At 41.4% G+C, this 26,839-nt stretch carries 26 protein-coding genes and 1 riboswitch; of the genes, 8 read left to right on the plus strand and 18 right to left on the minus strand.

Going from position 1 to position 26,839, the window contains the following annotated elements; translation table 11 throughout:
- The coding region (locus B2V92_RS20415; RefSeq protein WP_293311720.1) for a sensor histidine kinase at nucleotides 1-926 on the plus strand (926 nt) is incomplete at its 5' end.
- On the plus strand, nucleotides 907-1,668 hold the full coding sequence (locus B2V92_RS20420; RefSeq protein ID WP_293311722.1) for a LytR/AlgR family response regulator transcription factor: 762 nt from the start codon (nucleotides 907-909) through the stop codon (nucleotides 1,666-1,668). The genes B2V92_RS20415 and B2V92_RS20420, both read left to right, overlap by 20 nt.
- A 1-nt stretch (nucleotide 1,669) precedes the next feature.
- Here the strand turns inward: B2V92_RS20420 and B2V92_RS20425 are convergent, their stop codons facing one another.
- The 6 genes from B2V92_RS20425 to B2V92_RS20450 form a co-directional block, all read right to left on the minus strand.
- Nucleotides 1,670-2,134, minus strand: a complete 465-nt coding sequence (locus B2V92_RS20425) for a hypothetical protein (RefSeq protein ID WP_293311724.1) — start codon at nucleotides 2,132-2,134, stop codon at nucleotides 1,670-1,672.
- 137 nt (nucleotides 2,135-2,271) lie between these two features.
- Nucleotides 2,272-3,210 (minus strand): heme-binding domain-containing protein, encoded by a 939-nt coding sequence (locus tag B2V92_RS20430; RefSeq protein WP_293311726.1) that lies wholly within the window; start codon nucleotides 3,208-3,210, stop codon nucleotides 2,272-2,274.
- Between the two features lie 16 nt (nucleotides 3,211-3,226).
- Complete coding sequence (locus B2V92_RS20435) at nucleotides 3,227-4,270, minus strand: alpha/beta fold hydrolase (protein WP_293311728.1); 1,044 nt, start codon at nucleotides 4,268-4,270, stop codon at nucleotides 3,227-3,229.
- Between the two features lie 129 nt (nucleotides 4,271-4,399).
- Nucleotides 4,400-4,849 carry an organic hydroperoxide resistance protein gene (locus B2V92_RS20440; protein WP_293311730.1) on the minus strand — a complete coding sequence of 150 codons (450 nt, stop codon included), beginning with the start codon at nucleotides 4,847-4,849 and terminating at the stop codon, nucleotides 4,400-4,402.
- A gap of 124 nt (nucleotides 4,850-4,973) precedes the next feature.
- Nucleotides 4,974-5,150 carry a hypothetical protein gene (locus B2V92_RS20445; RefSeq protein ID WP_293311732.1) on the minus strand — a complete coding sequence of 59 codons (177 nt, stop codon included), beginning with the start codon at nucleotides 5,148-5,150 and terminating at the stop codon, nucleotides 4,974-4,976.
- A 10-nt stretch (nucleotides 5,151-5,160) separates the two neighbouring features.
- Entirely contained in the window at nucleotides 5,161-5,970 is an 810-nt protein-coding gene (locus tag B2V92_RS20450) for a DUF1223 domain-containing protein (RefSeq protein ID WP_293311734.1), read from the minus strand.
- Between the two features lie 404 nt (nucleotides 5,971-6,374).
- Here B2V92_RS20450 and B2V92_RS20455 point away from each other — a divergent pair, with 404 nt between their 5' ends.
- Nucleotides 6,375-6,575 (plus strand): YtxH domain-containing protein, encoded by a 201-nt coding sequence (locus B2V92_RS20455; RefSeq protein ID WP_293311736.1) that lies wholly within the window; start codon nucleotides 6,375-6,377, stop codon nucleotides 6,573-6,575.
- A gap of 237 nt (nucleotides 6,576-6,812) precedes the next feature.
- Here the strand turns inward: B2V92_RS20455 and B2V92_RS20460 are convergent, their stop codons facing one another.
- The gene (locus tag B2V92_RS20460) at nucleotides 6,813-8,246 is read right to left on the minus strand and encodes a SusD/RagB family nutrient-binding outer membrane lipoprotein (RefSeq protein ID WP_293311738.1); all 1,434 of its coding nucleotides are present in this window, start codon (nucleotides 8,244-8,246) and stop codon (nucleotides 6,813-6,815) included.
- A gap of 11 nt (nucleotides 8,247-8,257) precedes the next feature.
- The gene (locus tag B2V92_RS20465; protein WP_293311740.1) at nucleotides 8,258-11,422 is read right to left on the minus strand and encodes a SusC/RagA family TonB-linked outer membrane protein; all 3,165 of its coding nucleotides are present in this window, start codon (nucleotides 11,420-11,422) and stop codon (nucleotides 8,258-8,260) included.
- 320 nt (nucleotides 11,423-11,742) lie between these two features.
- Nucleotides 11,743-11,854: riboswitch (SAM riboswitch) on the minus strand.
- A 138-nt stretch (nucleotides 11,855-11,992) separates the two neighbouring features.
- Here B2V92_RS20465 and B2V92_RS20470 point away from each other — a divergent pair.
- A complete protein-coding gene (locus tag B2V92_RS20470) occupies nucleotides 11,993-13,267 on the plus strand; it encodes a peroxiredoxin family protein (protein ID WP_293311742.1) in 1,275 nt (424 codons plus the stop codon).
- A 209-nt stretch (nucleotides 13,268-13,476) separates the two neighbouring features.
- On the opposite strand, the gene B2V92_RS20475 is transcribed toward B2V92_RS20470, so the two are convergent.
- The 8 genes from B2V92_RS20475 to B2V92_RS20510 form a co-directional block, all read right to left on the minus strand.
- Nucleotides 13,477-14,043 carry a biliverdin-producing heme oxygenase gene (locus B2V92_RS20475; RefSeq protein WP_293311744.1) on the minus strand — a complete coding sequence of 189 codons (567 nt, stop codon included), beginning with the start codon at nucleotides 14,041-14,043 and terminating at the stop codon, nucleotides 13,477-13,479.
- Between the two features lie 27 nt (nucleotides 14,044-14,070).
- Complete coding sequence (locus tag B2V92_RS20480; protein ID WP_293311746.1) at nucleotides 14,071-16,431, minus strand: TonB-dependent receptor; 2,361 nt, start codon at nucleotides 16,429-16,431, stop codon at nucleotides 14,071-14,073.
- A 43-nt stretch (nucleotides 16,432-16,474) separates the two neighbouring features.
- Nucleotides 16,475-17,752 (minus strand): S41 family peptidase, encoded by a 1,278-nt coding sequence (locus B2V92_RS20485; protein WP_293311748.1) that lies wholly within the window; start codon nucleotides 17,750-17,752, stop codon nucleotides 16,475-16,477.
- A 6-nt stretch (nucleotides 17,753-17,758) separates the two neighbouring features.
- Nucleotides 17,759-18,736, minus strand: a complete 978-nt coding sequence (locus B2V92_RS20490) for a hypothetical protein (RefSeq protein WP_293311750.1) — start codon at nucleotides 18,734-18,736, stop codon at nucleotides 17,759-17,761.
- Nucleotides 18,737-18,922: 186 nt separating this feature from the next.
- Nucleotides 18,923-19,507 carry a hypothetical protein gene (locus B2V92_RS20495; protein WP_293311752.1) on the minus strand — a complete coding sequence of 195 codons (585 nt, stop codon included), beginning with the start codon at nucleotides 19,505-19,507 and terminating at the stop codon, nucleotides 18,923-18,925.
- Between the two features lie 88 nt (nucleotides 19,508-19,595).
- Entirely contained in the window at nucleotides 19,596-20,561 is a 966-nt protein-coding gene (locus B2V92_RS20500) for a hypothetical protein (protein ID WP_293311754.1), read from the minus strand.
- Nucleotides 20,562-20,589: 28 nt separating this feature from the next.
- Complete coding sequence (locus B2V92_RS20505) at nucleotides 20,590-21,348, minus strand: HmuY family protein (protein WP_293311756.1); 759 nt, start codon at nucleotides 21,346-21,348, stop codon at nucleotides 20,590-20,592.
- A 4-nt stretch (nucleotides 21,349-21,352) separates the two neighbouring features.
- Nucleotides 21,353-22,081 carry an HmuY family protein gene (locus B2V92_RS20510; protein ID WP_293311758.1) on the minus strand — a complete coding sequence of 243 codons (729 nt, stop codon included), beginning with the start codon at nucleotides 22,079-22,081 and terminating at the stop codon, nucleotides 21,353-21,355.
- Nucleotides 22,082-22,407: 326 nt separating this feature from the next.
- Between B2V92_RS20510 and B2V92_RS20515 the strand changes: the two genes are divergently transcribed.
- The 4 genes from B2V92_RS20515 to B2V92_RS20530 are packed head-to-tail and all read left to right on the plus strand — an operon-like array spanning nucleotide 22,408 to nucleotide 25,548.
- On the plus strand, nucleotides 22,408-23,250 hold the full coding sequence (locus B2V92_RS20515) for a heme/hemin ABC transporter substrate-binding protein (RefSeq protein WP_293311760.1): 843 nt from the start codon (nucleotides 22,408-22,410) through the stop codon (nucleotides 23,248-23,250).
- Nucleotides 23,250-24,293: a FecCD family ABC transporter permease gene (locus B2V92_RS20520; RefSeq protein WP_293311762.1), complete on the plus strand. Its 1,044-nt coding sequence runs from the start codon at nucleotides 23,250-23,252 to the stop codon at nucleotides 24,291-24,293. The genes B2V92_RS20515 and B2V92_RS20520 overlap by 1 nt, the downstream gene beginning before the upstream one ends.
- A gap of 3 nt (nucleotides 24,294-24,296) precedes the next feature.
- On the plus strand, nucleotides 24,297-25,184 hold the full coding sequence (locus tag B2V92_RS20525) for a heme ABC transporter ATP-binding protein (protein ID WP_293311764.1): 888 nt from the start codon (nucleotides 24,297-24,299) through the stop codon (nucleotides 25,182-25,184).
- A 13-nt stretch (nucleotides 25,185-25,197) separates the two neighbouring features.
- On the plus strand, nucleotides 25,198-25,548 hold the full coding sequence (locus tag B2V92_RS20530) for a transcriptional repressor (protein WP_293311766.1): 351 nt from the start codon (nucleotides 25,198-25,200) through the stop codon (nucleotides 25,546-25,548).
- Here the strand turns inward: B2V92_RS20530 and B2V92_RS20535 are convergent.
- Both B2V92_RS20535 and B2V92_RS20540 read right to left on the minus strand, forming a co-directional pair.
- Nucleotides 25,529-26,509, minus strand: a complete 981-nt coding sequence (locus tag B2V92_RS20535; protein WP_293311768.1) for a helix-turn-helix transcriptional regulator — start codon at nucleotides 26,507-26,509, stop codon at nucleotides 25,529-25,531. The genes B2V92_RS20530 and B2V92_RS20535 overlap by 20 nt on opposite strands.
- 51 nt (nucleotides 26,510-26,560) lie before the next feature.
- Nucleotides 26,561-26,839, minus strand: a 279-nt coding sequence (locus tag B2V92_RS20540) for a hypothetical protein (RefSeq protein ID WP_293311770.1), incomplete at its 5' end; no start/stop codon positions are given.

Raw genomic sequence — 26,839 nt, forward strand, 5'->3', positions numbered from 1 at the left:
ACCGCTTTAATCTTTACGAAGCACTGGTTGATGCTGCCGTAACTTTTCTCTTTGCCGTAATTATCTGGTATTATAATGTGTTAACCCTCCCCGCCTATTCATCGCGCGATGTAGCCAGCGGTTTTTCGGTAATGCGTTTGGTAAAAGGACTTTTCTTCGGGATACTTTTAATGTTTATCCTCGCCTGTTTACAGCAGTTTTTATTATCGCACATCAATTTCGGACCGATTATGCTGATGTTCGAAGTAAGGGGAATATTGGTAAACATTACTTTTTACATGTTCCTGAACCTGCTTTACCAGAATTACCAGAACCAGCAGGTAGGCATTGAACTCGAACGTACAAAGTCGGATAATCTCGGCGCACAATACGAACTTTTAAAGCAACAGGTAAACCCACATTTTCTGTTCAATAGCCTTAATACGCTGAAGTACATGGTAGAGAGCAGTGATAAACATAGCGTTGAATTTATCCTTAAACTTTCTGATTTTTACCGCTATACACTCGAGAGCCGCAAACATGATCTCATTAAACTTTCAGAAGAACTCGATATTTTAGATGCTTACCTTTTCCTCCTGAAAGCCCGTTTTGAAGAAGGAATCGATTTGGCCATCGATATGGATAAAAGTTATCATCAAAGCCTCATCCCACCCTTTACACTGCAGCTTTTGATCGAAAACTGCATCAAACATAATGTGGTTTCGCTTCAAAAACCATTGCACATTAAAATCTTTGTTGAAGGTGATTTTATTGTCGTGGAAAATAAAATCCAGCCGAAACGAACTCCCGAAGCATCAACGGGAATTGGCCTCGAAAACATCAATCAACGCTACCAGCACCTGTTGGATAAGGAAATCGAAATTATTAAAAACGAAACCCATTTTAGCATAAAACTCCCTGTTATACATGAAGATTATCATCATTGAAGATGAGCTGAAGGCTGCAAAGTCTTTAGCAAACCTGATTAGCAAAATACGTCCGAAAGCGCAGGTTGTGGCCAACCTGCAGAGTATTGATGATGCGGTGCAGTATTTTTCGGAGAACGAAAACCCCGACCTGATCTTTATGGATATCCAGCTGTCGGACGGCCTATCGTTTGAAATTTTCCAATCGGTAAAAATCAGCTGTCCGGTAATATTTTGTACTGCTTACGGAGAATACGCCATGGATGCCATTAAGGCCAACGGGATCGATTACCTCTTGAAACCTTTCTCTCAGGACGATCTGCAAAAAGCATTTGAAAAGGTAGATCAGTTCCAGAATTTCTTCCAGCAGAACAAACTGCCGAATATGGACGAATTACTGAAACGCATTGGTCCGGATGAGGGGAAAAAAAGTTTTCTGGTATTTAAACACAACAAATATACCACGGTACCAACCGAGCAGATTGCTTTTATTTACATCCGGAATGAATCGCCCACCATCATGACGTTGAAAGAGGAAGAGTATACCTTAAGTCAATCGCTCGATACCATACAGAACCAGCTTTCTTCGCTACAGTTTTTCAGGCTTAACCGCCAGTATATTATTAATTTCAATGCCATTAAAGAAGTAGAGCATTATTTCGACCGTAAATTATTTGTGAAACTGGTAATTCCTTCGCCCGAAAAATTATTGATCGGTAAAGAGAAAACCACGGCATTTTTAAACTGGCTCGAAAACAGGTAGTTTAACCTGGGAATTGCGAAAACTTTTGCGCTAAAATATACCTGATCCGCTTCCTCACATCCATTTCTTCGGCATTATCTCCAGTTGGAGCTGATTGTTTTAGATAATGGATGTTTGTGAGGCCTTTTGCATCTTTTGAAAGGTTTATTTTCTCTACTGAAAGTATTTTGCCATTGGTATTGCCACCAAACCATAGTGGATGCGGTTTCTGCTCCCAGCGCACTAAAGTATATTTTCCGGCACCGGCCAGGAGGTTCTTTCTTGCAACATCGTTGGTATAAAGAATAGAAATCACCTGCTTTTTGGTATTAAAGGAAGAAGCAACAGGATGCATTCCGTTTTCCTGATAAAGTGCAGTTGGTGCCAGTTCGCGCTGTTTTTCTTTGCTGCAGTCATTAAACATGAACATAGCAAAAGCTGATGCCAGGCATTTGATGATGAGGTTATGATTTGTAGTTGTTTTCATTTTATTTTTTTTACTAGTTTATGAATGGCCGTCACCCTGAATTTAATTCAGGGTCTAGTTAGCATGATAGATGCTGATCCCGAAGATTCGGGACAGCATGACGATTGCGGTAAGAAGAAATCAAGAATAATCATGGGCTACTTCTTCGGAATATCAAACACAAAACCCGTTTTTGAAGCCAGTTGATGGCAATTGATACACTCCGTGGCAAAACCAACATTTTTACCATAAGCCAGTAATTTCGGACCGGAAAACCTTGCGAAGCCCCAACCTTCGGTATCTTTAAATTTTTTACTGTTTTTTACCATAAACTGTGCATTGTTAAAGTCACCGGTATGTACTTCGCCATCTTCATCCTCGACACTTTTGTTCCACACTACTTTTACAATAACCGAACCTTCTGGCCATGGGTTAACCCTTCCCTCTTTAATCGCTTTTACAGTAATGTCATTGCCATAAATAATTCGCATGGTACCGTTATCAAAACGGTTGGTTGTACTGATTACTTCCCAGTTTTTATAATCGCCGCTATAAGCCACTCCATTTAAAGCTACTGCTTGTTGAGGTTTAATACCTGTTTCATCATGCTTGGTTACCGGCTTCAATTCCTTTTTCTTCCTGGCTTTTTCTGCTGAGTAAGAAATCACAAATGTTTTGAGCAATGCCAGTTCATTTTTCGAAACTTTAGCGGAAGGATGTAGTGCCGCATAACTTTTTAAGGGCATTTTACCCTGATCGATCATGTTTACGATGTACCAGAGTTTTGTTTCCTGTTCTGCTTCCGAAAGATCGCTCCATTGCGAAAAATTAAAACGGCTTCTGGCGGTTTTCACATCCTTGGCTACCTGCCACGAAACGGGTGCGATTTTATCATACCAGGCCAGATCCGTTTCGTTCGAATGGCAATCGTAACAGGCCCGTTTTAAAATCTGCTCTACCGCTTTAGGCCCTTTAAAAGCGCTTTTAATTGCCGGGTTTGCAACCTTTGACCCCATAAACTGGATACTGATAAAGATGAATACAGCAATTATCCCTGTTATAGACAACATCCTTTTTCTTTGCTTTAAATTTTCCATGGCCTATATCGATTATCTATTTATTTTTAGCGTAACCATCTACTGTTACAATTGCATCAGCAAATGCATCAGGCTGTTCTTGAGGTAGGTTATGCCCGGCACCTTTAACAATCAGGTGTTTGTATTTACCTGTAAATTTATTGGCATAAGCAGTACCATCAGTTGCGGGGGCTACGCCATCGGCATCCCCATCAAGGGTAATAGCAGGTACGGTTATTACCGGACTTTGTGCCAGTTTTTGCTCATATAGATCATATTTAGCTTCGCCCGGTGCCAGGCTTAACCTCCAACGGTAATTATGGATCACGATACTGATATAATCAGGATTGTTAAATGCCGAAGCACTGCGCTGAAAAGTCTGTTCATCGAACTTCCATTCGGGCGATACATTTTTCCAGATCAATTTGGCAAATTCATTCCTGTTGGCTTCGTAACCTGCTTTACCCCTAGCTGTTGCGAAATAATACTGATACCACCAACCCTGTTCTGCTTTTGGCGGAAGTGGCAGCTTGTTTCTGTCGAGGTTGTTGATCAGGTAACCACTTACCGAAACCAATCCGATGGTACGTTCAGGCCATAAAGCTGCAATAATATCGGCCGTTCTGGCACCCCAATCATAACCACCCAAAATAGCTTTATCTATCTTCAAAGCGTCCATTAAGGCTATAATATCGAGTGCTACTGCAGCCTGCTGTCCGTTACGAAAGGTTTTATCAGAAAGAAAAGTAGTGGTACCATGCCCCCTTAAATAAGGCACAATTACATGGTAACCTTTAGCGGCTAAGTTTGGCGCTACGGTTTCATAACTATGAATATCGTAAGGCCAGCCATGCAGCAAAATTACAGGTGTACCGTTGGCTGGTCCGGCTTCTACGTAACCTACATTTAACAAACCTGCATTTACCTGTTTCAATTTCCCGAAAGTGATCTGATCTGCTGTGATTTTGCTTACAGTTGATTGTGCAAGAACAGTTTTAGCAGTAAAAAACTGTGCAAAAGCGATTAATAGTAATGCAAATAGTGATCTGTAATTGCGGTTGTTTTTATTTTTTAGTGTCATGTTTTTAGTCGTTGAAGTGGGTTTAAAAAGATACTTATTTAAGTGTCGTCATTGCGAGAAGGCTTTTTCAGCCGACGAAGCAATGACGACTCTTTTTAAAGTCGAGATGATAATCTGCGTGAAGGTTATCTACACCAAATTAATTTCCACATTAATGTTGCCACGGGTTGCTTTAGAGTACGGACAGGTTTGGTGGGCAGCATCTGTAAGTAATCTGGCTATTTCGGGCGATAAACCTGGAAGGCTCACATTTAACCTGGCCTGTAAACTGTATGCACCGTCTGTTAAACAAAGATCTACCTCTGTATCAACGGCCAAATCTGCTGGTAATGTAATTTTATTTTTTGCTGCTGCCAGCCCTATCGCACCGATAAAACATGCCGACCAGCCCGCAGCGAACAATTGCTCAGGATTGGTACCTGCGCCATTCGAACCTGGAGAAGAAAGTGAAATATCCAGTCTTCCATCGGAGCTTTTTGAGCTGCCATCTCTGCCACCTGTAGTGTGTGTTTTGCCTGTGTATAATACTTTTTTTGCTGTAGCATCCGCAGTTGGGTTGCTGTTCTGATTATTTTCCATTTTGTTATGATTTTTAAATTTGTTGATCAAAATTATTGTGTTATTGGTCGTTAAACGACCTTATTCTGGTGAATCAGGCAGATTAACAGCTGAATTAGACATTTAGCTGCCTGATTACTTTTGTTTATTCCATTTCGCCATCTAATTGGAATCCGCTTTTCTTTTTCCTGCCGATTTCCCTGATCATTTCGCATTGCTGTACGTTCCTTTCAAATGGTGGAGTAATGAGAAAGAGCATTGATAACATCGAAACGATGGCAACTAAAAACCTGCTCAGGCTTCTTTTATGTGTACTTTCCATAGCTTTATTATTAATGTTGATTTTGATCAGCGGTACCTTCGAATTTGGTAGCTTTTGCCGCCGCAATGATCTGCCCGCTGTTTTGATTCTGGATCAGACCGATTACTTCCCAGTCTTTTTCATTGTATCCTTTAGGAAGCGTAACCGAAACAGCTCCGTTTCCGGTATTATTTAATTTTTCATACTGTAGTTTGCGTACAATCTGGACATGTGATAAAGTACGGCCTTCGTTCTCTCCCCTGGCCACATTGGTATGGGCCGCTTTTTGTACGATAGCGATTAACAGGTTACTGCCCCGCAGACCCACGGAAGCCTGATAATGTACCTTAAATGAATTTTCGCTAAGGTGCGATTGAAGTTTGATTTCTGCCGTAGCTTTTGTAGCCAACTGTTTAGAAATTGCCTTACGAATACTGGCTTCTTCCGAACCGATGAATTCGCTGCTACCGCTAACAATTACCTGCGGGGTGTAAATTTGCGGTAATCTTAACCATTGCCCATACTGTACCTGTCGTTTGGAGTATTCCGGACTACCGAAGGCATCTTTCCAGCCCAAACGATCGAAATAATCTACGTGGTAAGCCAGTACAAACAGCTCTTTATTTACCGATTCTTTTTCCAATTTTGCCATTAGCTCATCGGCCGGTGGACAGCTCGAGCAGCCTTCGGAAGTAAAGAGTTCTACCACTGCAAAACCTTTTCCGAGACTGGGATCTGTTATCTTTTTTACCGGTGTTTTATACATTGCCGCAAAGGCCGTAATGGAAAGCATAATCACGAGGAAGAAATTAGCTAACCATAAAATTTTTGTTGTTTTCATGTTTCTGTGTTTTTTGTTGATCAAAACTATTTCAAAAAACACCCTCAACAGAGAAGAAAATAGCTTAGTTAGGCATAATCAGATTCGAAATAGGAAATAGGGCGATTGAAATGGACAGGTTATCACCTGGATCGTCATTGCGAACGGAGTGTAACTTGTACCGGTTTTACATGGGTAACGCAACGGAGAACCCTAAGGCTCGGCGAAGTTCCCCCATGTCGTCATTTCGAGCGGAGTGCAGCGTAGTCGAGAAATCTGCCTCGAGACAGATCTCTCCATTTCACTACGTTTCAGTCGAGATGACGACCATTATTGAAGTTTGTTAATGTAACAAAGGCAATAGTAAATCGTCTAAAACTTTTAACTACCTCAAAATGTTTAACTAAAAAACAAAAGACAAGAACATGGGAATTTTAAAAACAGCAATTATTGGCGCAGCAGTTTATGCGGGCGTAAAATATATCACGAAGAAAGATCCAATTACCGGACAATCGATTGTAGACGATTTATTAGACAGGGCTCCACAATGGGCAGATAAAGCAAAAGGTTATGCAGAAGAACTGAAAACCAGGGCAAGTAACGCTGCCGAAGATTTAGCAAGATGAATACCAATTAAAAGAAAGGAATCCGAACAGGTTTATCTTTTTCTTTGATAAAAAAAGCAAAAAGTCCCGATGTAAAAACCGGGACTTTTTTGTTCGTAAACAATTTGCGATGTCAGATGGTATTATCTGAAACATTCAATTTTTCTTTATGAGATCGTCACGCCGTTCCGAATCTTCGGGATCAGCACCTTTCCCGTAAGATAGACCCTGAAATAAATTCAGGGTGACGGTTCCGCATTAAAAAGCATCAAACCAAAGTTTAGTGGTTAATAAATCTGCACCCTGGCTGCTTACCGCATTTTTATAACTCTGGCCGTTTAACGATTGCTCGGTACCTGGATAAATAAAACGTACCGGAATTTTACCGTTCAATACCGTATTTACCGACGCCGTTAACTGCGGATAATCTAACCTGCGCTGCTCTGCCCAGGCCTCTAAACCCTGACCAAACAAAGCGATCCATTTTTGCTCGCCGATTGATCTTTTGTAGTTAGCGGCATCATATTGTACTGCGGCCTGCGCCGCATAAGTATCGGCAGCTGCATCGCTGATGTTGTACTGTTTTAAAGAAGCTTTAACCGCTTGTTTATATAAATCAGCGGCATTTTCAGTTGTTAATCCCCTTGCAGCAGCTTCTGCCCTATCAAAAAGCAATTCCGAATAGCTAAAAATAACGGCCGGTGCCTGTGGTAATAAGAAATAAGCGCCCGGTTTTGATGTTTTTGCAAAACCTAAAGCACTCGCTTCAGAGTTGGTTGATCCGTTAGGTACACCAATATATTCCTCTGGAGTTGGCGTTTGAGTTTTACTTGCATAAATCGGCAAACGCGGGTCGTTTAATGCAAAAAGCTTATCCACAAGGGTTTTACTCACTCTGTAATCATCCCTGGTTTCGAAAAGCGCACTTACCGGATTCTGTTGCGGAGAGGTTAAATAAATTAACTGGGCAACATCTGTATTATCGCTCAAATACGTATCGCCATCTGCAGCAATTTCATCCAATACCTGTTTGGCCCTTGCAGGTTCTTTATCCGCAATACGGAGTGCAATGCGGAGGCGCAATGAGTTGGCCAGTTTTTTCCAGCGTGCAATGTTACCATTATAAATAATATCGCCGCTAATCGCTTTCCCTGCCGGATCCAAAGCCGTTTTTGCTGCTTTTAAATCAGTTAACAATCCGAAATAAACATCTTTTTGTTTATCGTAAGCAGGTGTGATAAAATCGCTGATTTTTCCGGCCTGCGAATAGGGAACATCGCCATAAGCATCGGTTAGCAATAAAAATACCCACGATCTTAATACCAATGCCACACCTTTATAGTTTGGATTGGCCTGTGCATCGCCAAGCTGGGCAATTTTGTTAAAAGCCGTAATGCTCTGCGAATAACCGGTAGACCACAACGAGGTGAAACTGCTGTTCGAATAAATGAAACGATCTTCTTCCGTATATTGAACTTTAGCCCAATGCTGCACAAACAACGAACTCGAGTTCATGGTGTTGGTGGTGCTCCAATAAGCATCTACCGTGTTTTTAATGGCACCGGTAAGCAGGTAATCGGGCTGTGCATTTTCGGTAGCATTCGGATTGATATTTACCTTATCCAGTTCTTTACCACAAGATGAAAGCGTAATTGCCAAAGCGGCCAGTATATATAGTTTTTTATTTTTCATAATGGGAATAATTAAAATTTAATATTCAGGTTAAGTCCGTAAGTGCGGGTTGTTGGGTTAGAAAGACTCTCTAAACCTTGTCCGTTACCCGTATTGAAGGCCACTTCCGGATCAATATCAACAGTATTACGATGAATTATCCAAAGGTTACGGCCAACCAGCGATACCGAAACACCCTGTAAGCTTAATGGACGCAGCCATTTTGCAGGCAGGTTATAGCTTAGTTTAACTTCACGTAGTTTTACATAAGAAGCATCAAAAATATTGGCTTCATCAATGGTACGGAACGATTTATAGTATTGCTGTGCAGGTAATATCTTATCGTTGCGTTTGCCATCGGCCGTTACACCATCAAAAATAATCCCGTCGTCATAAACCGTTACCCCTGCAGGCGCAGCTCCGTTTACCCTAACTGTTCCGTTGGCTTTGTTGTTGCCGGGGTAATAATAAGAAATGCCTCCGTACTCGGCCGCCCTGCCCGGTAAAGTTGAAGCTAAAACACCTGTATAAGTTCCGGTTGCATAAGTTCCGTTATAAATAGAACCACCAAAACTGGCATCGATCAATACGCCCAAACTCACACCTTTATAACTGAAAGTATTGTACACGCCTCCAATCCAATCGGGTGTGTATTTACCCAATACCTTTTTGGTAGGATCGGTTTGTGGTGCTCCTGTTGAGTTTACCACGATGTTGCCATTGCCATCCCTTAAAAATGCATTGCCAAATAAGGCTCCATAAGGCTGACCAACCGCAGCAATTACCTGCGCGGAGTTAGAAGCCACAACATAATTCTGCAATAATCCGGCTTTATCCAGTTCGATCACTTTACTTCTGTTGGCAGCATAGTTAAAATCAATATCCCAGATAAACTGTTTTTTCACCGGGGTAAGTCCTAACTGTACCTCAATACCTTTATTATTGATTTTACCGGCATTAAGCAACTTAGAACGGAAACCTGTGCTCTGGCTTACATCCACACTTAAAATCTGATCGTAACTGTTGGTATTGTACAAACTTAAATCAACGCGAACCCTTTTACCAAAAAAGGTAGCCTCGGTACCCAGCTCTGTTGAGGTAGTGGTTTCGGGTTTAAGATCGCGGTTAAGATCGGTAGTTGCCGGACTTAATTGCGGACTCGAACCATATGGCGCACTAAATGAATAGGTATTAATTAAACGGTAAGGATCGGCATCTTTACCTACTTTAGACCAACCTCCACGGATTTTCCAGTAATCGAGTACACCACCTTTAATATCAAAAGCTTCTGTTGCTACAAAACTTCCGTTAAATGACGGATAAAAATAAGACCTATTCTGTGCCGGTAAAGTTGATGACCAATCGTTACGTGCGGTAATGTTGGCGAAAAGGTAATTTCTAAACCCAATCTGACCGGATGCATAAACACTGTACGATTTTAATTTGCTGTAATTGTTAGATGACGTTAAAGGATCCCTTGAGTTGCTTAACGAGTATAATCCGGCAACAGCCAAACGTGGTGCACTTTGATCGTTCTGCTCGATATAACGGGTACGGATGTTGCTTCCGGCCAATAACTCGAGGCTAAAATCATCATTCAATTGTCTGTTAAAGTTTAAGGTTGCATCGGTATTGCTCTCACTTACCGTAAATGCACTTTCGGTATAAGAGCCAAATGGCGTTCCGTTGGTTCCGTAAGCAATTTTAACTTTACGCCTGTCATTGTAATAATCTGTTCCGGTACGGAAATTAAACTCTAAACCTTTAATAATTTTATAATTAAGGCCAATGCTACCAATAAGCCTGTTACGGTTCTGTGAAACAGTATTTTCGTAAGCTACCCAATACGGATTGCTGTAATAGCTATTGTTCCAGTTAAAGGTATTTCCGTTTTCATCGAGGTAATTTTTCAACTGGTTAATATCAACCTGACGGCCGAACCAGGTAAACTGCAACATGGTACTGGTTGAGCGCGAACCACCCGTGCCCGGTAAATTATCAGAAGATAGTTTGCTGTAATTTGCATTGGCGGTAACACTCAGTTTTGGTGTGATCCTTAAAGTGGTATTTACAACAAAAGAGTTTTTCCCCTGTCCGGAGTTAGGAATTACACCCACTTCTTTAAGGTTGTTATAAGATAAACGGTAATCGAATTTTTCGCCTGCATCGGCAACAGATACACCGTTATTTAATGAATAGCCTGTTTCGAAGAAATCGCGTACGTTATCAGGATGTGCCACAAATGGAACGGCAACACCTTTAGAGTAAAATTGGGGGATCAATCTTCCGTCCAGTTTTGGCCCCCAGCTCTCATCAACACCATCGTTAACACCGGCACCTTTACCATCTACATAGCTAAATTTACCTTCCGAGCCCTGTCCGAAAGCATTTTGGTATACTGGTAGGGTTAATATGCTTTCTATCACTGCATTTGAATTTACCGCAATACCCAATCCTTTTTTCGATTTACCTGTTTTGGTTTTAATCAGGATAACCCCTGCAGCAGCCCTCGAACCATATAATGCAGCCGCATTTGGTCCTTTTAACACACTCATCGATTCGATATCTTCCGGATTGATATCCGAAATGGTATTGGCATAATCCCTTGCACCTGCCGAATTTAACTGTGAGTTATCAACCGGAATACCATCTACCACAAATAAGGGTTGGTTATTTCCTGCAATTGAAGTTTCACCTCTGATTACCACACGCGATGAACCCATGCTCCCCTGACTGTTGGTTACCCTTACACCAGCAATTTTTCCGGCCAGTGCATTTACCAGATTGGATTCTTTAGCCTCGGCCAGACTCTGCCCTTTCACTTCCTGAACGGCATAACCCAATGATTTTTTTTCCCTCGAAATACCCAAAGCTGTTACCACCACTTCATCAAGCGCATTATCGCTCGATTGCAGGATTACCGCTATCGGTCCGTTTTTGCTGATCTGTACCTCCTGAGTTTTAAAACCGATATATGAAAAAACTAACGTACCTTTTTCAGGTGCATTAATACTAAAAGCACCCTTGCCATCGCTAATGGTGGTTTGCCTGGTTTCTTTGATAAAGATGGAAACACCGGGCAGTGTTTCGCCATCTGCCGATTTTACCGTTCCGGTAATGATGGCATTTTGAGCGAATAGCTGCTGCGTAATAAAGAGCAGTAAAATAAACGCTATTGATTTAATTCTTTTAAACATCTGTGTGTAATTAATGATTAGATAAAGGATAAATAATTTGGGCAAAACGATTCCTGAACGGTTAAAAACCGCGCTTTTATTAATAAATAAGAAGGAATGGTTAGATCAGAAAAGCCTGTTAAAATAGTGTTACTTTAACAGGGCATGCGCATTCGGAAATATGCCCGGAAGTTTGCATCAATGGATTTTAGCTCGTCTGTTTTTTTCATTTGAATGATTTTCTATAAACACATTTACTTATCAGGATCGCATCGGGCCAAAAAAAAGCACCCCTTAAATCAGAAGTGCTCCATATATAAATAAGGATATCGCAAACTACTGACTTAACTACCCCAGATTAATCCGGGATGGAATTAGCACCATTTCTAAGTATTAAATTAGATGGTTGCTAAGGCTTCACAGGGCCATTCCCTCCGCCTTTCTTGATAAGTATTTTAAAATAACTGGGGCAAAGGTATAACTTATTCCATTTATCCTATAGTTTTTATAGATTTTTATTCAAATATTTTTTCTTTGATGATTTCGTCAGTATATTTGTCGACTAATTTAGTCGATTAACACACAGTCCCAATGAACATAAAATCCCTATTTACCGCCGCACTGGCCATATCAACCTCCATTACCTTTGCTCAGGATCAGGCTGTTTTAGCCAATAACCAACAGGCAAAAGCAAAGGAGAAAAAAACAAAAGCATTTGTTGCGCTGGGTACCTGGCGGGGAATCGCCAAAGTTAAAGAAGGTTTAGATATCCCTTTCAACTTCGAAATCAATGAAAAAAGTGGACAACAGAAATTATATTTCCGCAATGCGGAAGAAAGATTTGAAGGTGGTTTGGTAAAACAGACAGCAGATTCGCTTTTTGTAAAACTCGATCAGTTTGATAACGAACTGGCTTTCGCCCTTGTAGATGGCGATCATTTATCGGGTACTTTACGTAAACAAGATAAAGCAGGCAGGCCATTAACTATTGTGGCCGAGCGCAAAAACTACCGTTTCGAAACCCTTAACAAACCGGCCAACGCAGATTACTCGGGAAGTTACGATGTGGTTTTTAAATCGCCCAATGGTAAAGACGAAAAAACTGTAGGTTTATTTAAACAAACAGGCAACAAACTAACCGGTACTTTTTTACGCGTAACCGGCGATTCGCGTTACCTCGAAGGTGTGGTAGAAGGCAATGAATTCCAGCTTTCGAGTTTCATCGGCTCCTCTCCTGCTTACTACAAAGGTACTTTTCAGCCTGATGGTACTTTAACAGGCGAAATTTTGGGTGCAAGGGGAAGTCAGGCTTTTACCGGAACCAAAAATAAAGACGCTGCCCTTCCTGATCCTTACAAGCTTACTTACCTGAAAACAGGTTATAAAACCCTCGATTTCAGTTTCCCGGATGTAAATGGTAAAAAGATTTCGTTGAAAGATGAAAAATACAAAAACAAAGTAGTGATTTTAACCATTACGGGAAGCTGGTGCCCCAACTGTGTTGATGAGGCTACTTTTATTGCACCATGGTACAAGGCAAACAAAAAACGCGGTGTAGAAATTATTGCTTTGCATTACGAACGTTCTACCGAGCCTGAATATGCAAAAAAAGTGATGAACCGTTTCCGTGAGCGTTTCGGTATCGAATACGATCAGGTGCTTGCAGGCACAGCTGATAAACAGGTGGTATCGCAATCTTTACCGGCACTGGATTCTTTTTTATCATTTCCAACCACTATCATTATCGATAAAGAGGGTAATGTGGCACAGATCCACACCGGTTTTAATGGTCCCGCCACCGGAAAGTTTTACGATGAATTTGTAAAGGAATTTAATACCGAGATTGATACATTGTTGAAGAAATAATAAAAATGTCGTCATCTCGACTGGAACGTAGTGAAATGGAGAGATCTATCTCGATAGATTTCTCGACTTCGTTGCACTCCGCTCGAAATGACGACCTTTCCAAGCCAACCGTCATGCTGTCCTGAATCTTCGAGATCAGCATCCATCATGCTAGAAAAACCCTGAAATAAATTCAGGGTGACAACACTAATGATATAGACCTATTATCTTTAAACCGTCCCTACTCTTTCCTTCTCGAATACATAAGCAAAATGTTTAAACGTGTCGTTCGCAGCAACAATTGCCTGTTCTTCATCCTGTTCGGTTTTTGCCTGTGCATTTAAAACTGCTACGAAATTGCCCCACATCATGCCAGTGGCTTCGCCATAACCCGAAAAGAAAGAAACACCTTTGGTAACCCCTCCTTTTTCGAGCATTTTAACAATAATGCTTCCGCCCATAATCGAACCTTCCAATACATACAGGGCACCCAATGCCTCTACAGCATTTTCAATTTTTGGTACAGTGGTATATGGCAGATCGGTGATATCGCCGCCCAGTTCCAAAATATCAGCTTTAATATAGCTGGAGTTTCTGCGCTGTGCATAATCAGGCAGGATAGATTCTGTAATATATGGTTTGATGGTTTCTTCAATATGGCTGAAATATGCATAAAAATGTTTTAACAGATCGGCATAATCAGCATTGCTTCTGATGGCTTTTAGTTTTAAAACAACCTGTTTTTCTAAGTTTTGGTGTTCGGCTTTTGTAGCCTCTTTAATATTGGTACTTAACATGTTTTGTAATTTATGGTGATTGAATAATTAATCTTTATATAAACGGTAGGTTAATCCGGCCAGCAGTAGACGGCCCGGCTGCCCTGGCATTAACCTATCGGTATAATTTAAAATGTTGTCGGCCGTTAGCCTGATGCTTAAATGCTGTTTCATCAGTTTTTTTTCGAAAGCGGCATTGAGCATAAAAAAGCCATTCACAAAAGTGTCGTAACGATCGATAAACTGGTTTCCGTTACGGTCGCCGAAAGGATATTTGCCCCTGTAGTTTACGCGGATGTTTAAACTGGCATCCCAGGGACGATAGTTATAAAAAGCCTTAAAATTCGCCATGTGACGAGATCGGTTCTCGATTCCCCAATAATCTGATGGTTTTGGCGCATAAGAATTTCCCGTTGCCGGATCGTGGATGTTCTGGTTATAAGGAAAATGGCCGGCTTTAATACTGTCGATTACGCTGAGGTCTTTTGCAACCAGGTATTGATAACCTGCGCTCAGTTCTAAATTTTTAAGCGGGCTCACTGCAAAAGACAAATCTATTCCCTTATTTACCGCCTCTGGAAGATTTTGATAGGTATAAATATTCCGGTTTCCGCTACCTGTTGCCACCTGGATACTGTTGATCTGGTTGCGTAAACTGTGGTGAAATACGCCAGCCTCCAGCTTTACATTATCTTTAGGTTTCCACTCAAAACTTAAATTTATAGAAGTGCTGCGTTCTGCCTGTAAATTCTGATCAAGCTGATTCAGTAAAAACTGTCTGATTTCACTGATCTGTCCCTGCTGATCCAACTGATTTAACGTTTGCCTTAACACTTCGTTACCGATAACCAGGTAATTGGCCGCCGGGTTATAAAAAACAAGGTACCTCGATTTAAAATCCGGCGCTTTAAATCCCGTTCCCGCTCCCGCTTTAAAGGTTAAACCAGGTACAATTTTATACTGTAAACCTAAACTCGGATTCAGTTTACTACCGTAGGCGTTGGTTAAATCGTAACGCAATCCTGCAACCAGGCCCAGCTGTTTATTTAGCTGCCAATCGCCCTGCAAAAATGCAAAACCGGTATTTACCGAACCCGGATTAGTAAGCGAAACATCGTTCATGGTTTCGATGCTGCCGCCCAAACCGCCTGTAAATTTAAGTTCGTTGTTTACCCCATACGCAAATTGCTGTTCGAAACGGTGCAGGTTTTGCACAAAAACATCTTTAGTAATGCTGCTGTTTGTTTGCTGCCAGTTTACACTTTGGTCAGACCTGAAATTGGTAAAATAATAACGGCTCATGCTCCGCAATCCCGAATTGAAATTATGATCGAAAGTGGCCGAAAGGTTTAAATCCTGCTCATCCTGACTATCGCCTGAAATAATACCCAAACCAAAATCTTTAGCCATAAATGATTTCCTCAATCCGTACCTGCCACTAAAACCAATGGTACTTGTTGGGGTTAAACGGTATCTTACCCTACCCTGCAGGGCATAATTATCGTAAGGTGGTGCTGTTGTACCCTGCTGGATGTATTTTGGATTGGTATTAAAGCCATCTGTCCGGTAATAATTTGCAGAAATATTGGCCGATCCCCTTTGCGAATCGAATGGTGTTTCGCCCTCGAGGGTAATATCGGCAATGTTTAAACTCCCGTAATTTGCTGCGATGAGTGCCTGAGGCTGTAAAGCGCCGTAGCGGGTAACGATGTTAATCGCCCCGCCGAGCGCCTCGCTTCCGAAGAGACAGGAAGATGCGCCTTTAATAATTTCGATCTTTTCGATATTGGAAACGCTGATCCTGGATAAATCAAAATTTCCGCTGTTGCGTCCAACCATGGGCTGTCCGTCGATTAAGATCATCACGTATTCACTACTAAAACCCTGCATCTGCACACCAACCGACCGGGCACCACCGCCAATGTTGTTTACAATGGCAATGCCGGTTTGCTCTTTCAATACCTCATCCAACCTTCTGCTGCCCATCAGTTCGATGGTGCGCCTGCTGATTACCGTAACAGGCATGGCGCTGCGCTCCAGTTTCATCAGGTTATCCGGAGCAGCACGGTTTTCGGATACCGCTACTTCATTCAGTTCGCGTTCATCGCCCGATAGTTTAATGATCAGGTTATTGGCAACTGTACCGATTTTAATATTATTCTGATAACTGGCTTTACCCACCATAGTTACCGTAATGTTGTAATTACCGGTAAATAGCTTATTGAAAACAAAATTTCCTTTGGTATCGGTTTCAGTGATATGCCCGTCAGGTTCAAGTCGAACAGTTGCACCGCGTAAAGGTTTCCCCTGTTCATCGCTAACGGTGCCTTTTAAACTTCCATAATCCTGTGCAGCTACCTTTAAATGGGTAAACACAAGCAAGAATATAATGGAGGATACTTTAAACATGTTTTATTTTATTGTTGCAGGATCAGGTTTTAGCCTTACCTTATTATTTTCTTAACCTTAATCTGTTTTCGAACATGATACTTTCAACACCAGTTGGTTGCGAAAAATCAGCTCTAGTAGCAATAATTTTATCTGTTGTGGCCAGTTTGCTTACAGCCAGTTTTTTTGTTCCGGTAATGAGTTCCAAAGCTGCACGTAAACAACTTTCGCTCGGATCGCCCAAAACAGGATTATCTGCACTTTTTACAGCAACATCAGGCTGCATGCCGGTAAAATAATCCGACCATCCATTGGCATTTTTAATTAAAAAACTGCTTAGGTAAACGCTGTACTGATCGATGTTGATGCCGAAAAAACCTACGGGTTTGCCATAGGTTTTCTCTCCGATGAGTTTAACATCGAAATAGGGTTTCAAGCTGCTGATCAGCATTTCGCTGGCCGAAGCGGTATTGCCTGAAACGATAAAATAAACGGATTGGATGGTCTGTAAACTTCCTTTTTTATTAAATTTATAAGTATTGCCCGCTATGGTATAATCTACATCGGCCATGGTGGCATTACGGCCATTGTAAACAGCGCTTTTTCCATTGGCATCTAAATAAGGTTGATGCTTTAATATTGGAACAGTTCCACCCTGCATTGCGGGGTTAAATACTTCGCTGTACATCACTTTACCGTTCAGGCTGGTTGGAACAATTAAATCGGCCACGTATTCTGCAGTTTCGAGATAACCGCCACCGTTGCTCCGCAAGTCGATTACAATAGCGTTCGGATTGGCAACTGCCAGATCGGCAAAAGCCTGATCTAAGGCAGCTTTACTGCTGCTTAATGAAGGGAACGAACCCAAAGCCAGATAAGCTACAGCTGTATTTCCGCTGGTAATTACTTTACTACTAAGCACAGCCATATTTGGATTTGTTATACCGGCAGTACTACCCGGAATGCTCCTCCCTACCTGAAGGTTAGAGTATTTTGGATTTTCGAAATAAACAGGCAATTCGTAAGGGCTACCGGTAGCCACATTTATTTTAAGCTGTGAAATATCGAACAGTTCTTTTCTAAAAGCTGTAATGTCAGAACTGATGCCAGCATATTTTTGGCGAGGATTAAATGTTGCGTAACCTGGCAGTACATCGTTCCATAAGTATACCTGTTTAGCGTATAAAAAGATAGAATCGAGCGTAAACTGACTGCGTGTACCCGTAGTAGGCGAAACAATCTGCTCCGCATCATCAACAGAAACCTGTGCCTTTTTACAGGCAAAGGTTCCTATCAGAATCAGCGTAAGAAGCGTGATATATATCCTGAAATAATGTTGCACAATATGTTAGTTAGCAACCGTAATTATATCATCAAAATATCCCGAGGCTGTACCAGCAGCATAATATTCTCCGCCAGGATAGTTATAGCTATAAAAATCATAGTTACCAACTGGTAAATTATCGGGTACTTTTAATGTTAACTGACCTGTTTTGGTTTCCTTGATAATCAGGTCGTAAGTTTGTTTAGTGGCAGCATTGCGGATAGAAAATTTACTCACCAGTTCAATCCTGCTTTCACCCTTAAGTATAAATTCTTCACCGGGTTTTAACGTGAGTTTTATGGCACTTAGTTCTACCGGCGTAATGGCTGGGCGGCTATTGGCTACACCGAATGTGCGTTCTAAAACCACACTTCTCTGGCCCGATACGATTTTTAATTGATAGGTGCCATCCGGTACGCTAGTATCAACTGTTGCGCTTAGTGCAATTGGTGTTATTGTTGCAATGGCAATTTCTTTTTCGGTATTATTGGCCGTATTGACCAAAAAAGCTTTAGTTTGTTCTTTATTGGCAATAATATTATCGCCGGTAACATTAATATTGCTCCCTCTGGTTACAAAATTTTTAGTGTTATATACCAAAACCCCCGAAGAAATATTAATCTTAAGCAGCGGCTGATTGATCACCTTTTTAATCAGATATTCTTTCGTTGTACCGTTTTGCGCGGTTACCACAAACCTGGTTGTTTCTTTAAAAGCCACACTTTGGCCCGAAGCAGGACTAACATTTGCCCTTTCTGATACCACAATGCTGGGCACAATATTATCTGGCACAGCCTGACCTGATGGCCAGTATATGGTAAGATTTTTTTCGTCGATTACGGCCTTCAATGGATTTCCGTTTGCATCTTTTATGGTAAAGCTTACAATGTCGGCATAAGGAAAATCTTCATATTCTTTTTTGCAGGCACTGAATATGCTTAATAGACAAAAAAGCAAAAGATAGTATGAACTGGTAGAGAAGCGTTTATATATTGTATTCATAATCAATAATTATTAGATTTGCAGTTTAGAGCCCGCAAATATGGCCTAAGCCAAGGCTGATATTTTTAAAACGATTCGGGATTATTCCCTTATTTGGGTTTATTTATGATTTTTAGGGACGATAAGTCGTGTTTTCGTCCCTTTTTTATCTTTTTAATTAAGGATTTCCCTTAATTAAGCTATTCCTTATTTTAATCTCTTAGTGTGGAAATTAACGGTTGTGTTGTAAGTACCAGAAGTAGTTACACCATCAAGCTGAACCACATAAAGCCTGGTTGAACCGGCAATTGTTGAACCGTTACCTACAACAGCATATCTCTGCGCCACAGGAGTAATGGTACGGTTAACCCTATCGTAATTGTACCATCCAACAACAGTAGTAGTATTGCTGCCCAAAGTGCTTACATCCAGTGTAACTGAAGAAACATCGGTTAAAGTGATGCCGGTAACATTGGTTACAGAAGGTGAATCGTAATAACCAAGATAAAAACCTGTTACCGGGGTAATGTTCCCGTTAAAGTTGCTGTCGAAATTAACCTGGTTGCCAGAGCTTGCAACAACATTGTTCAATAAATCGTAACCAACCGCAGTCCACGAAGTAGGTGAAGTTGATGAATTGTTTACCACACCTGCTTCGGTATCGCCTACAGCAAGGGCAGCAGTAGTATTCTGTAAGGCAAGTTTATTATCTGGTTGAACAGCATCTTTTTTACAAGCGGTTCCTAATATGGCCAAAGTTGCAACGGCGAACGTAAGTTTTAAAAATTTCATTTTCATTTTTTTTAGATTTATGATTTTTGTTATATAAATGGGAATACTCTCCCGAATCGTTTTTCATAATTGAATGATAAATAGACTGTTATTTTGCAGTTACCGTAACGGCCCAGTTCAGGGTTGATAATGGCCATGTTCCAAAAGCTGCTGTGGGTGTATATACTCCTGGCGGTACGGTATCGGGAACACGGATTACCGCCTCGGTACGGGTGTAAGAAACAATGGGTAAAAGTGTTTTCTGGCCGTTAACCACGATATAAAACTCTTTGAAATCGTTAAACACCACTCCTCCTGTAACAATTTTAAACGTCTCTCCCTGTTTAACGGTAACCGGACCGTAATTAATCCCAGGCCTGCCATAAACTACTTTTACCGGATATTTCATTTCCGCAGTTAAGGCCTGTACTTTTACCCTTACCTTATAAGTTCCCGTATCCAAAGTTTGTGGAACCTGTAAATAACCATAAGCATAAGTTTTAACACCACCTATTAAAGTAACCGATACGCCTGGGGTTCCGAGTGAAAGACTCGGTGCCAACTCATACTCCTTATCTGTTTTATCTACTAGATAGGCCTTCACCTTTTTAAGGTCAGAAACATTAAAATTACCCATAACCCGTATATCGTAGGTACCAATTGCCATTGTTGATGTTGCAGTGAAAGTTGATAGCTCGGTTAATACCAGAGGCGAGATCTGATTGAGTTTAATGATCAGTTTATAAGTAGAAGTAGTCTGATCGGCAGCAATTACGGTATAAGTTTTTTTGGTATCCAGAACCTCTACCGGGGCAAGGGTTTCGCTCAGCTTAGCTCCTGCCGAAAGTTTGATTACAGGCTCAATTACATCCAGTTCGTAATAATATGGCAAATAGAGTGTAATTGTTTTATCGGTTTCATCAATGGCACCAAAAATATTTCCGTCGGATACGGCCACCTTAAATTCGGTGATTTTATTGGCCGGAAGTGGTTCCAGACCAATTGTTTTTTTGCAGGCGGCAAGCGTAGCAACTGTTAATATCATACAAAGCAGTTGCGTTAATTTATTCTTCATTTTAATATGGATATTGATTTATGTGGGTTTATTTGATTTCGAATTTTGTACTTCCTTTTGGTACGATTACAAATTCGAAGGTGAAATACATGTGCGGGGTGGTTCTGAACCATTTGTCGGCAGTAAAGGCATCTTTATAACAGCTTATCATTTTGATTTTCGCATAATCACCTTTAGCGGTACGGACAATAATGGTACGTTTTTCGGGCATGGCATAAGCCACATGCTGTTTATCATAACTGCCATCCCCCCTTTTGGTCCCGATAAAATCGTACAGGTACCAGCCAATGCCCTGTCCAAAGTCGCCTTCGTCGTCGGTACCGATCGTTTTAGTGATGCTTAACGTACCATCTGCGGGTACGTCGGTAACTTCGTTAAACGGTTTCTGTAGTATGGCTATCCCGCCAGTACCTGTGCTTCCGGCCCCCAAACTGGTACTCGACTGGCCGTTGTTGCAGCTTATAAAACTATTGTATAGGTCGTTAAAGCAAATATCCCAACGATTGGTTTTGGTGTACAATAAGGGAATAATTGCTTTGGTTTCTAAACTGAACAAAACAGCTGTTGGCGGTACCGTGGGGTTGGCATCATCCGTTTCTACAGCCAAATTTTCGATGCGCTGCAGTTTGTAATATGGTGTACCACCTTCGGTATGGGTCGGCACCACTTTTTCTGGCTCAGGCGAAACGATTTCGTCTTTTTTGCAACTGGTAAAAAGTAAACCCAATACCAAACAGGCCGAAACCCATTTTAGCATGTTTTTGTTTATGGTAATCGTTGTATTCATTTTATTATTTGGTCTGTAAATTTTTGCTTCCATCCTGCTGCACATAATATTTAAAAGTATAATATGGTGCAGGCCAGTTTAAATCGGTAACACTTGGCGGATTGCCCTTGTAGGCATTAATCAGCTGCAGTTTGACATATTTACCATCTGGTAGCCTGATGGCATAAGTACGGTTGGGTATGGCCTGCATAATGTGTGTATTAAGGCTGTAAAAAAACCATCCGTTTGAGGCGGCAGATGATGCCCATCCAATTTTGGTTACTTCGCTGGCATTAAAAGCCTCGTCGGATGGTGCCTGGTTAACCGTATCATAACCCTGTTGCAACAATATCACTGCACTTTTTGCCGTTCCGCCGAAACCGGGATTAAACTGATAATCTTTATCGTTAACATAAACCTCACTGTTGTATGGTCCGGTGAAAGCTATATCCCAATCTTTTGTTTTCAGCCATTGTGCCGAATCGGCAGCATTGCGGATCCAGATCTGTTTCTGATCCCTAAACCGGAAAAGAAAAGTAAAAAAAGGACGTAATTCTTTACCTGGCGTTCCACTTCCCATTGCTGCTTGTGTATCACCCGCCAGGTCGGTAATTACCACACTTTTACCATCCTGTAAAACCTCGTTCGGATCCAGTTCATCTTTCTTGCACGAACCAAAAGCAACTGTTAAAAGCAACAGGCCGGCAGCGGCTGTTTTTATATTGAACCTACAAGGATATTTTATGTGCTTCATTGCGGATATTATTTTTAATCATTCTAAATAAGAACACTGCAAACATCCATATTAAGCGCCATAAATGGTTTGTGCAATCCGTATTTTAATTTGTGCAATCCGTATTTTCTTTTGTTCAAAGCGTATTTTTTCGGCCTCTATTTTGCACAAATCTGGAGATTAAATCACAACAAAAACACATTAAACAATTGATTATCAATAAAATAAAACTATAACACAGTAACACTTTCCTCAAAAAAATACGTTTGGGATAAATATCATTCGAGGCTTAAATACTTGTATTTAGATTAATTAAACACTTTTTTTGTCTCCATAACAAAGCCTACATGAGCCTAAAAAAGTATTACATTATATTAGTTACCCTTTCTTTTTCCTTTGTACTGCAACAGGCAGCAGCACAGGCAAAACGTATTATTACCTTGAGCAGTGCCATTAGCGAAACGGTTAATGCATTAGGTTATGGCAAAAGTATTTTAGCCACCGATGTAACCAGTGTATCGCCCGAAGAAATTAACAAGTTGCCTAAAGTGAGCCGCAACCGCTCGTTCTCTGTTGAAAGTATTACCGCATTCCGTCCTGATCTTATCCTGGTTCCCGAAGGCGATTTCTCTAAAGAAAATCTTTATCAGTTTAAATCACTCGGCATTAAAGTGGTAAGCATTCGTCAGGAATTTTCAGTTGAAGGGGCCACAAAATTTATCAGGCAGATTGCCGCAGCCATTGGCGATAAAACCCGTGGCGAACAGCTCGCACAAAAAACAGAAAACAGCGTTAATACTGCTTTAAGTCAATTAAAAAAGGGAAATAAGAGTCCGAAAGTATTGTTTATTTATGCCCGTGGTGTAGGTACCATGAACGTGGCCGGAAAAGGCAGCAGTATTGATGCGATTATTAAACTGGCAGGAGGTAAAAATGCGATACAGGAATTCAGCGATTTTAAACCCTACACTACCGAAGCGCTAATTAAAAGCAACCCGGATGTAATCCTGATGTTCGATTTCGGACTAAGCAGTTTAGGTGGCAGGGAGGCCTTTTTAGACCTGCCAGGCGTAGCCTATACCAATGCCGGAAAAAACAAAAGGATAGTAGAAATGAACGGCCCCTTGCTCATCAACTTCAGTAACCGTTTACCCGAAGCCATTAAAGCACTAAATAACCGTATTTTATAATGAAAAGAACGATTATTTATTCCTGCCTTGGTGCAGGTTTACTGGTTTCCATCTGCTTCTCCCTTGCCCTGGGTGCTATGCGCATTCCATTAAAAGAAGTAATTGATACCCTTACCCATACGATGGGTTTTACTGTTTTTGGCGGTACCAACCACGAAATGAATGAAGGTGTAATTATGATGATCAGGTTGCCGCGCACCTTAATGGGCGTTCTGGTTGGTGCCGCTTTGGGCATATCAGGTGCGGCCATACAGGGCATATTCAGAAACCCTTTGGCCGAGCCAAGCCTGGTAGGCATATCGGCCGGGGCATCATTAATGGCCGTATTGATCATTGCTTTCGAAACTTTGCTATTTTCGGGCTTAAGCCAGCTATTAGGTTATTACCTGTTGGCTTTTGGTGCTTTTGCCGGCGCAGGCCTAACTGCTATGCTGGTGTATAACCTTTCGAAAGTAAACGGACAGGCCAATGTTTCTACCATGCTGCTTACCGGTATTGCTATTAATGCCATGGCGGGTGCTTTAACCGGATTGGTAACCTATCTGGCCGATGAGCAGAAACTCCGCAGCATTACCTTTTGGATGATGGGCAGTTTGGGAGGTGCCACCTGGCAAAATGTAAGCTGTTTATTTCCTTTTGTACTTATTCCCGTAATCGGACTCCCTTTTTTATCAAGAGGATTAAATTTATTTGCCATTGGCGAAAGTCAGGTAGAGCTGATCGGCTTAAACCCCAACCGCATCAAAATATCAGTGGTGGTACTGGCAACTATGGCTGTTGGAGCCTCTGTAGCCGTTTCGGGCATTATCGGTTTTATCGGCTTGCTCATCCCCCACCTCACGCGTTTACTGGGCGGTGTAGATCACCGTTTTGTACTTCCGGTTTCGGCATTAATGGGGGCTTTGGTGCTCACGCTTGCTGATATGGTGTCGAGGTTGATTGTTCAGCCCATAGAATTGCCTATCGGTGTGGTTACCGCTTTAATGGGTACGCCCATATTTTTATATATCCTCATTAAAGACAAAAAGAAATTAGTGAATTAAATTATGCTTAGAGTAGAATCCATCAGTTATAAATTAAATAACAGGCCACTTTTAAAAGATATTTCATTCAGTATCAGGCCGGGCGAAATGGTTGCGCTTTTAGGCTCGAACGGTGCGGGTAAATCAACCCTGATGCGCTTGCTCTCAGGCGAACGAAAACCGGATAGCGGACGCATTATGCTCTACGGCGAGAACCTTGCAGCTTATAAACGGAAAATTCTGGCCACTAAAAGGGCTTACCTGCAGCAGCATAACCCCATTTCGATGGCTTTTACGGTAAAAGAAGTAGTTATGATGGGCAGATATGGTTTTAAAAGCCACGCATCTGCAAAAAACGACCAAACTGCAATGCTTGAAACCATGGAATTGTGCGGTTTAACCGACCTTGCCGACCGATCGATGTTAAGCCTTTCGGGCGGCGAACAACAAAGGGTGCACCTGGCAAGGGTTTTGGCACAGCTGTGGGATAACAAGGATGCCGTATTACTGCTGGACGAGCCCACCAATAACATGGACCTTCAGTTTCAGCACCAAACCCTGGCTATAGCTGCTGCGATGGCAAAAAAAGGTTATATGATTATTGTAGTACTACACGAAGTTAACCTTGCTGCGCAATATGCCAGCCGTATCATTATTTTAAAAGATGGCCGTAAATGGTGGGATGGCACCCCGGTACAGGTACTTACGCCACAACACATGTACACCGCATTTGGCATCCATGCGCAGGCCTATACCGACCAAAGCAGCCTAAAAACCGTTATTGTACCAAAAGAAATTAAACTGGATGCGGCAAAATTCAATTCCAATCTGCAAGCCCCGCATCAACCTGTTTATAAATTAAAAACTACCGAAACCGATGAATTAATCAACCTCCAATCTGTAAAGATTTAAATCTCCGCTACCTATGGAAAACATTCAAAAACTATTCAATACGGCACAAAGTATCGGCCAGCTACCTCAATCGGCCTGTACAGATGTATTTAAAGAAACCATTTTAAAAACCATAAACGACTATTGCAGGTTAAAACGCTTATTATTTTCGGAAAAAAGGCTATGGATTGCCTTTAAATTACTGGAAGTAAGTGATTTTACCCATCCCGAATCGCTATGGCTAATGCTTAAAGAAGATAAAATGCCCATTAGCATCGGCTGCGTGTACAGCAACCTCAAACTGATGGAAGCCGCCGGTATAGCCGAAGCACAGAGTGCAGGATCGCGGTTAATCCTTTATAAGATCAGAGCCGCACATCACTAGGCAATATGCCATAATATTTTTTAAAGGCATTGGTAAAACTGGCCTGGTGTTTAAAACCAACATTTACACCTACTTCGTACATGTTTTTGCCTTCTTCCAAAATCAATCTTTTGGCTTCTTCCATCCGTAATCGGGTTACGAAATCGTAAATGGTACTGCCAAAATATTTTTTAAATCCTGTACGAAGTTTAAATTCATTTAGCAGGATCATTTTGGAAAGCTGTTTGTGTGTTGGCGGATCGATATAATCGCGTTCTAAAATCTCGCGGGCTTCTTCCAGTTTGGGGATGTCGCGATCGAGTAGTGATTCTCTCCCACCCTGTATATGTTGGCTAAACTGTTCAAGCTGGTACATAATTAGCTCGGTTATCCGTGCATCGGTAAAAAGTCGTTTTAATTCACCGTCCTGCCTGCATGAGATGATCGCTTCGATAGATCTGCGCATTTCGGGCGTCATAAAAAGATCGTGTTCGGCAAAAGATGTTGAAATTCCTTTCTCCATTTCCTGTACAAACTGCTCGTGCAATGGCGAATACAGATCAACTAAACGTAAATAGTAATCCTTTGATAAAACAATCAGAAAATAAACAAATTCTACATCAGGTTTAACATCATAAGCTTCTTTTGCTGAAGGAATATAGCGGATATTATGCCGGCTGCGTCCGTATTTGGCCGATTGTTTGCCGTTGGGATTCGCACTGTTTTTATTGCTAAAAATAAACTGACTGGTAATAGCCTCCCCTTCTACCTCAGTGAGGATACGGGCCGGACCATCAAATTTCATTTCCGAATGCACCAAAAACAGACCATTTGTTGAGAGCTGATAATTTTTGATCCCCACAGGAGCATCTTTTATGGTTATTGATTTTTCGGATAATCGGTGATCGGGAACATACGTATCTGGAATTTCTTCCATGAACAGAAAATCTTTCTGATGCTCTATTCTTGCCTTTACAATCATTTTCCGGTTAGTTAATATTAATCATGGGATAGAACAAATATACGATATTATTTATATCAATTCTAAATAAGATGATCTATTTTCATTAGCTGTCATCCCGAGCACGGTAGAAAGATTTTTCATTTGTTTCCCGCTGATTACACAGAATGCGCAGATACAGGATCCGTTTAGCCACGGAGGCACAGATTTACACGGAATATCCAAAGCCACCGTTCTGCTCACATTTTCCTCACTTGTCATCCTGAGCGTAGTCGAAGGATCTCTCATTTGCTTCCCGCTGATTACACAGAATACGCAGATACAGGATACGTTTAGCCCCGGAGGCACGGA

This window comes from Pedobacter sp. UBA5917 (assembly GCF_002432345.1).
In the GTDB taxonomy this organism is placed as follows: domain Bacteria; phylum Bacteroidota; class Bacteroidia; order Sphingobacteriales; family Sphingobacteriaceae; genus Pedobacter.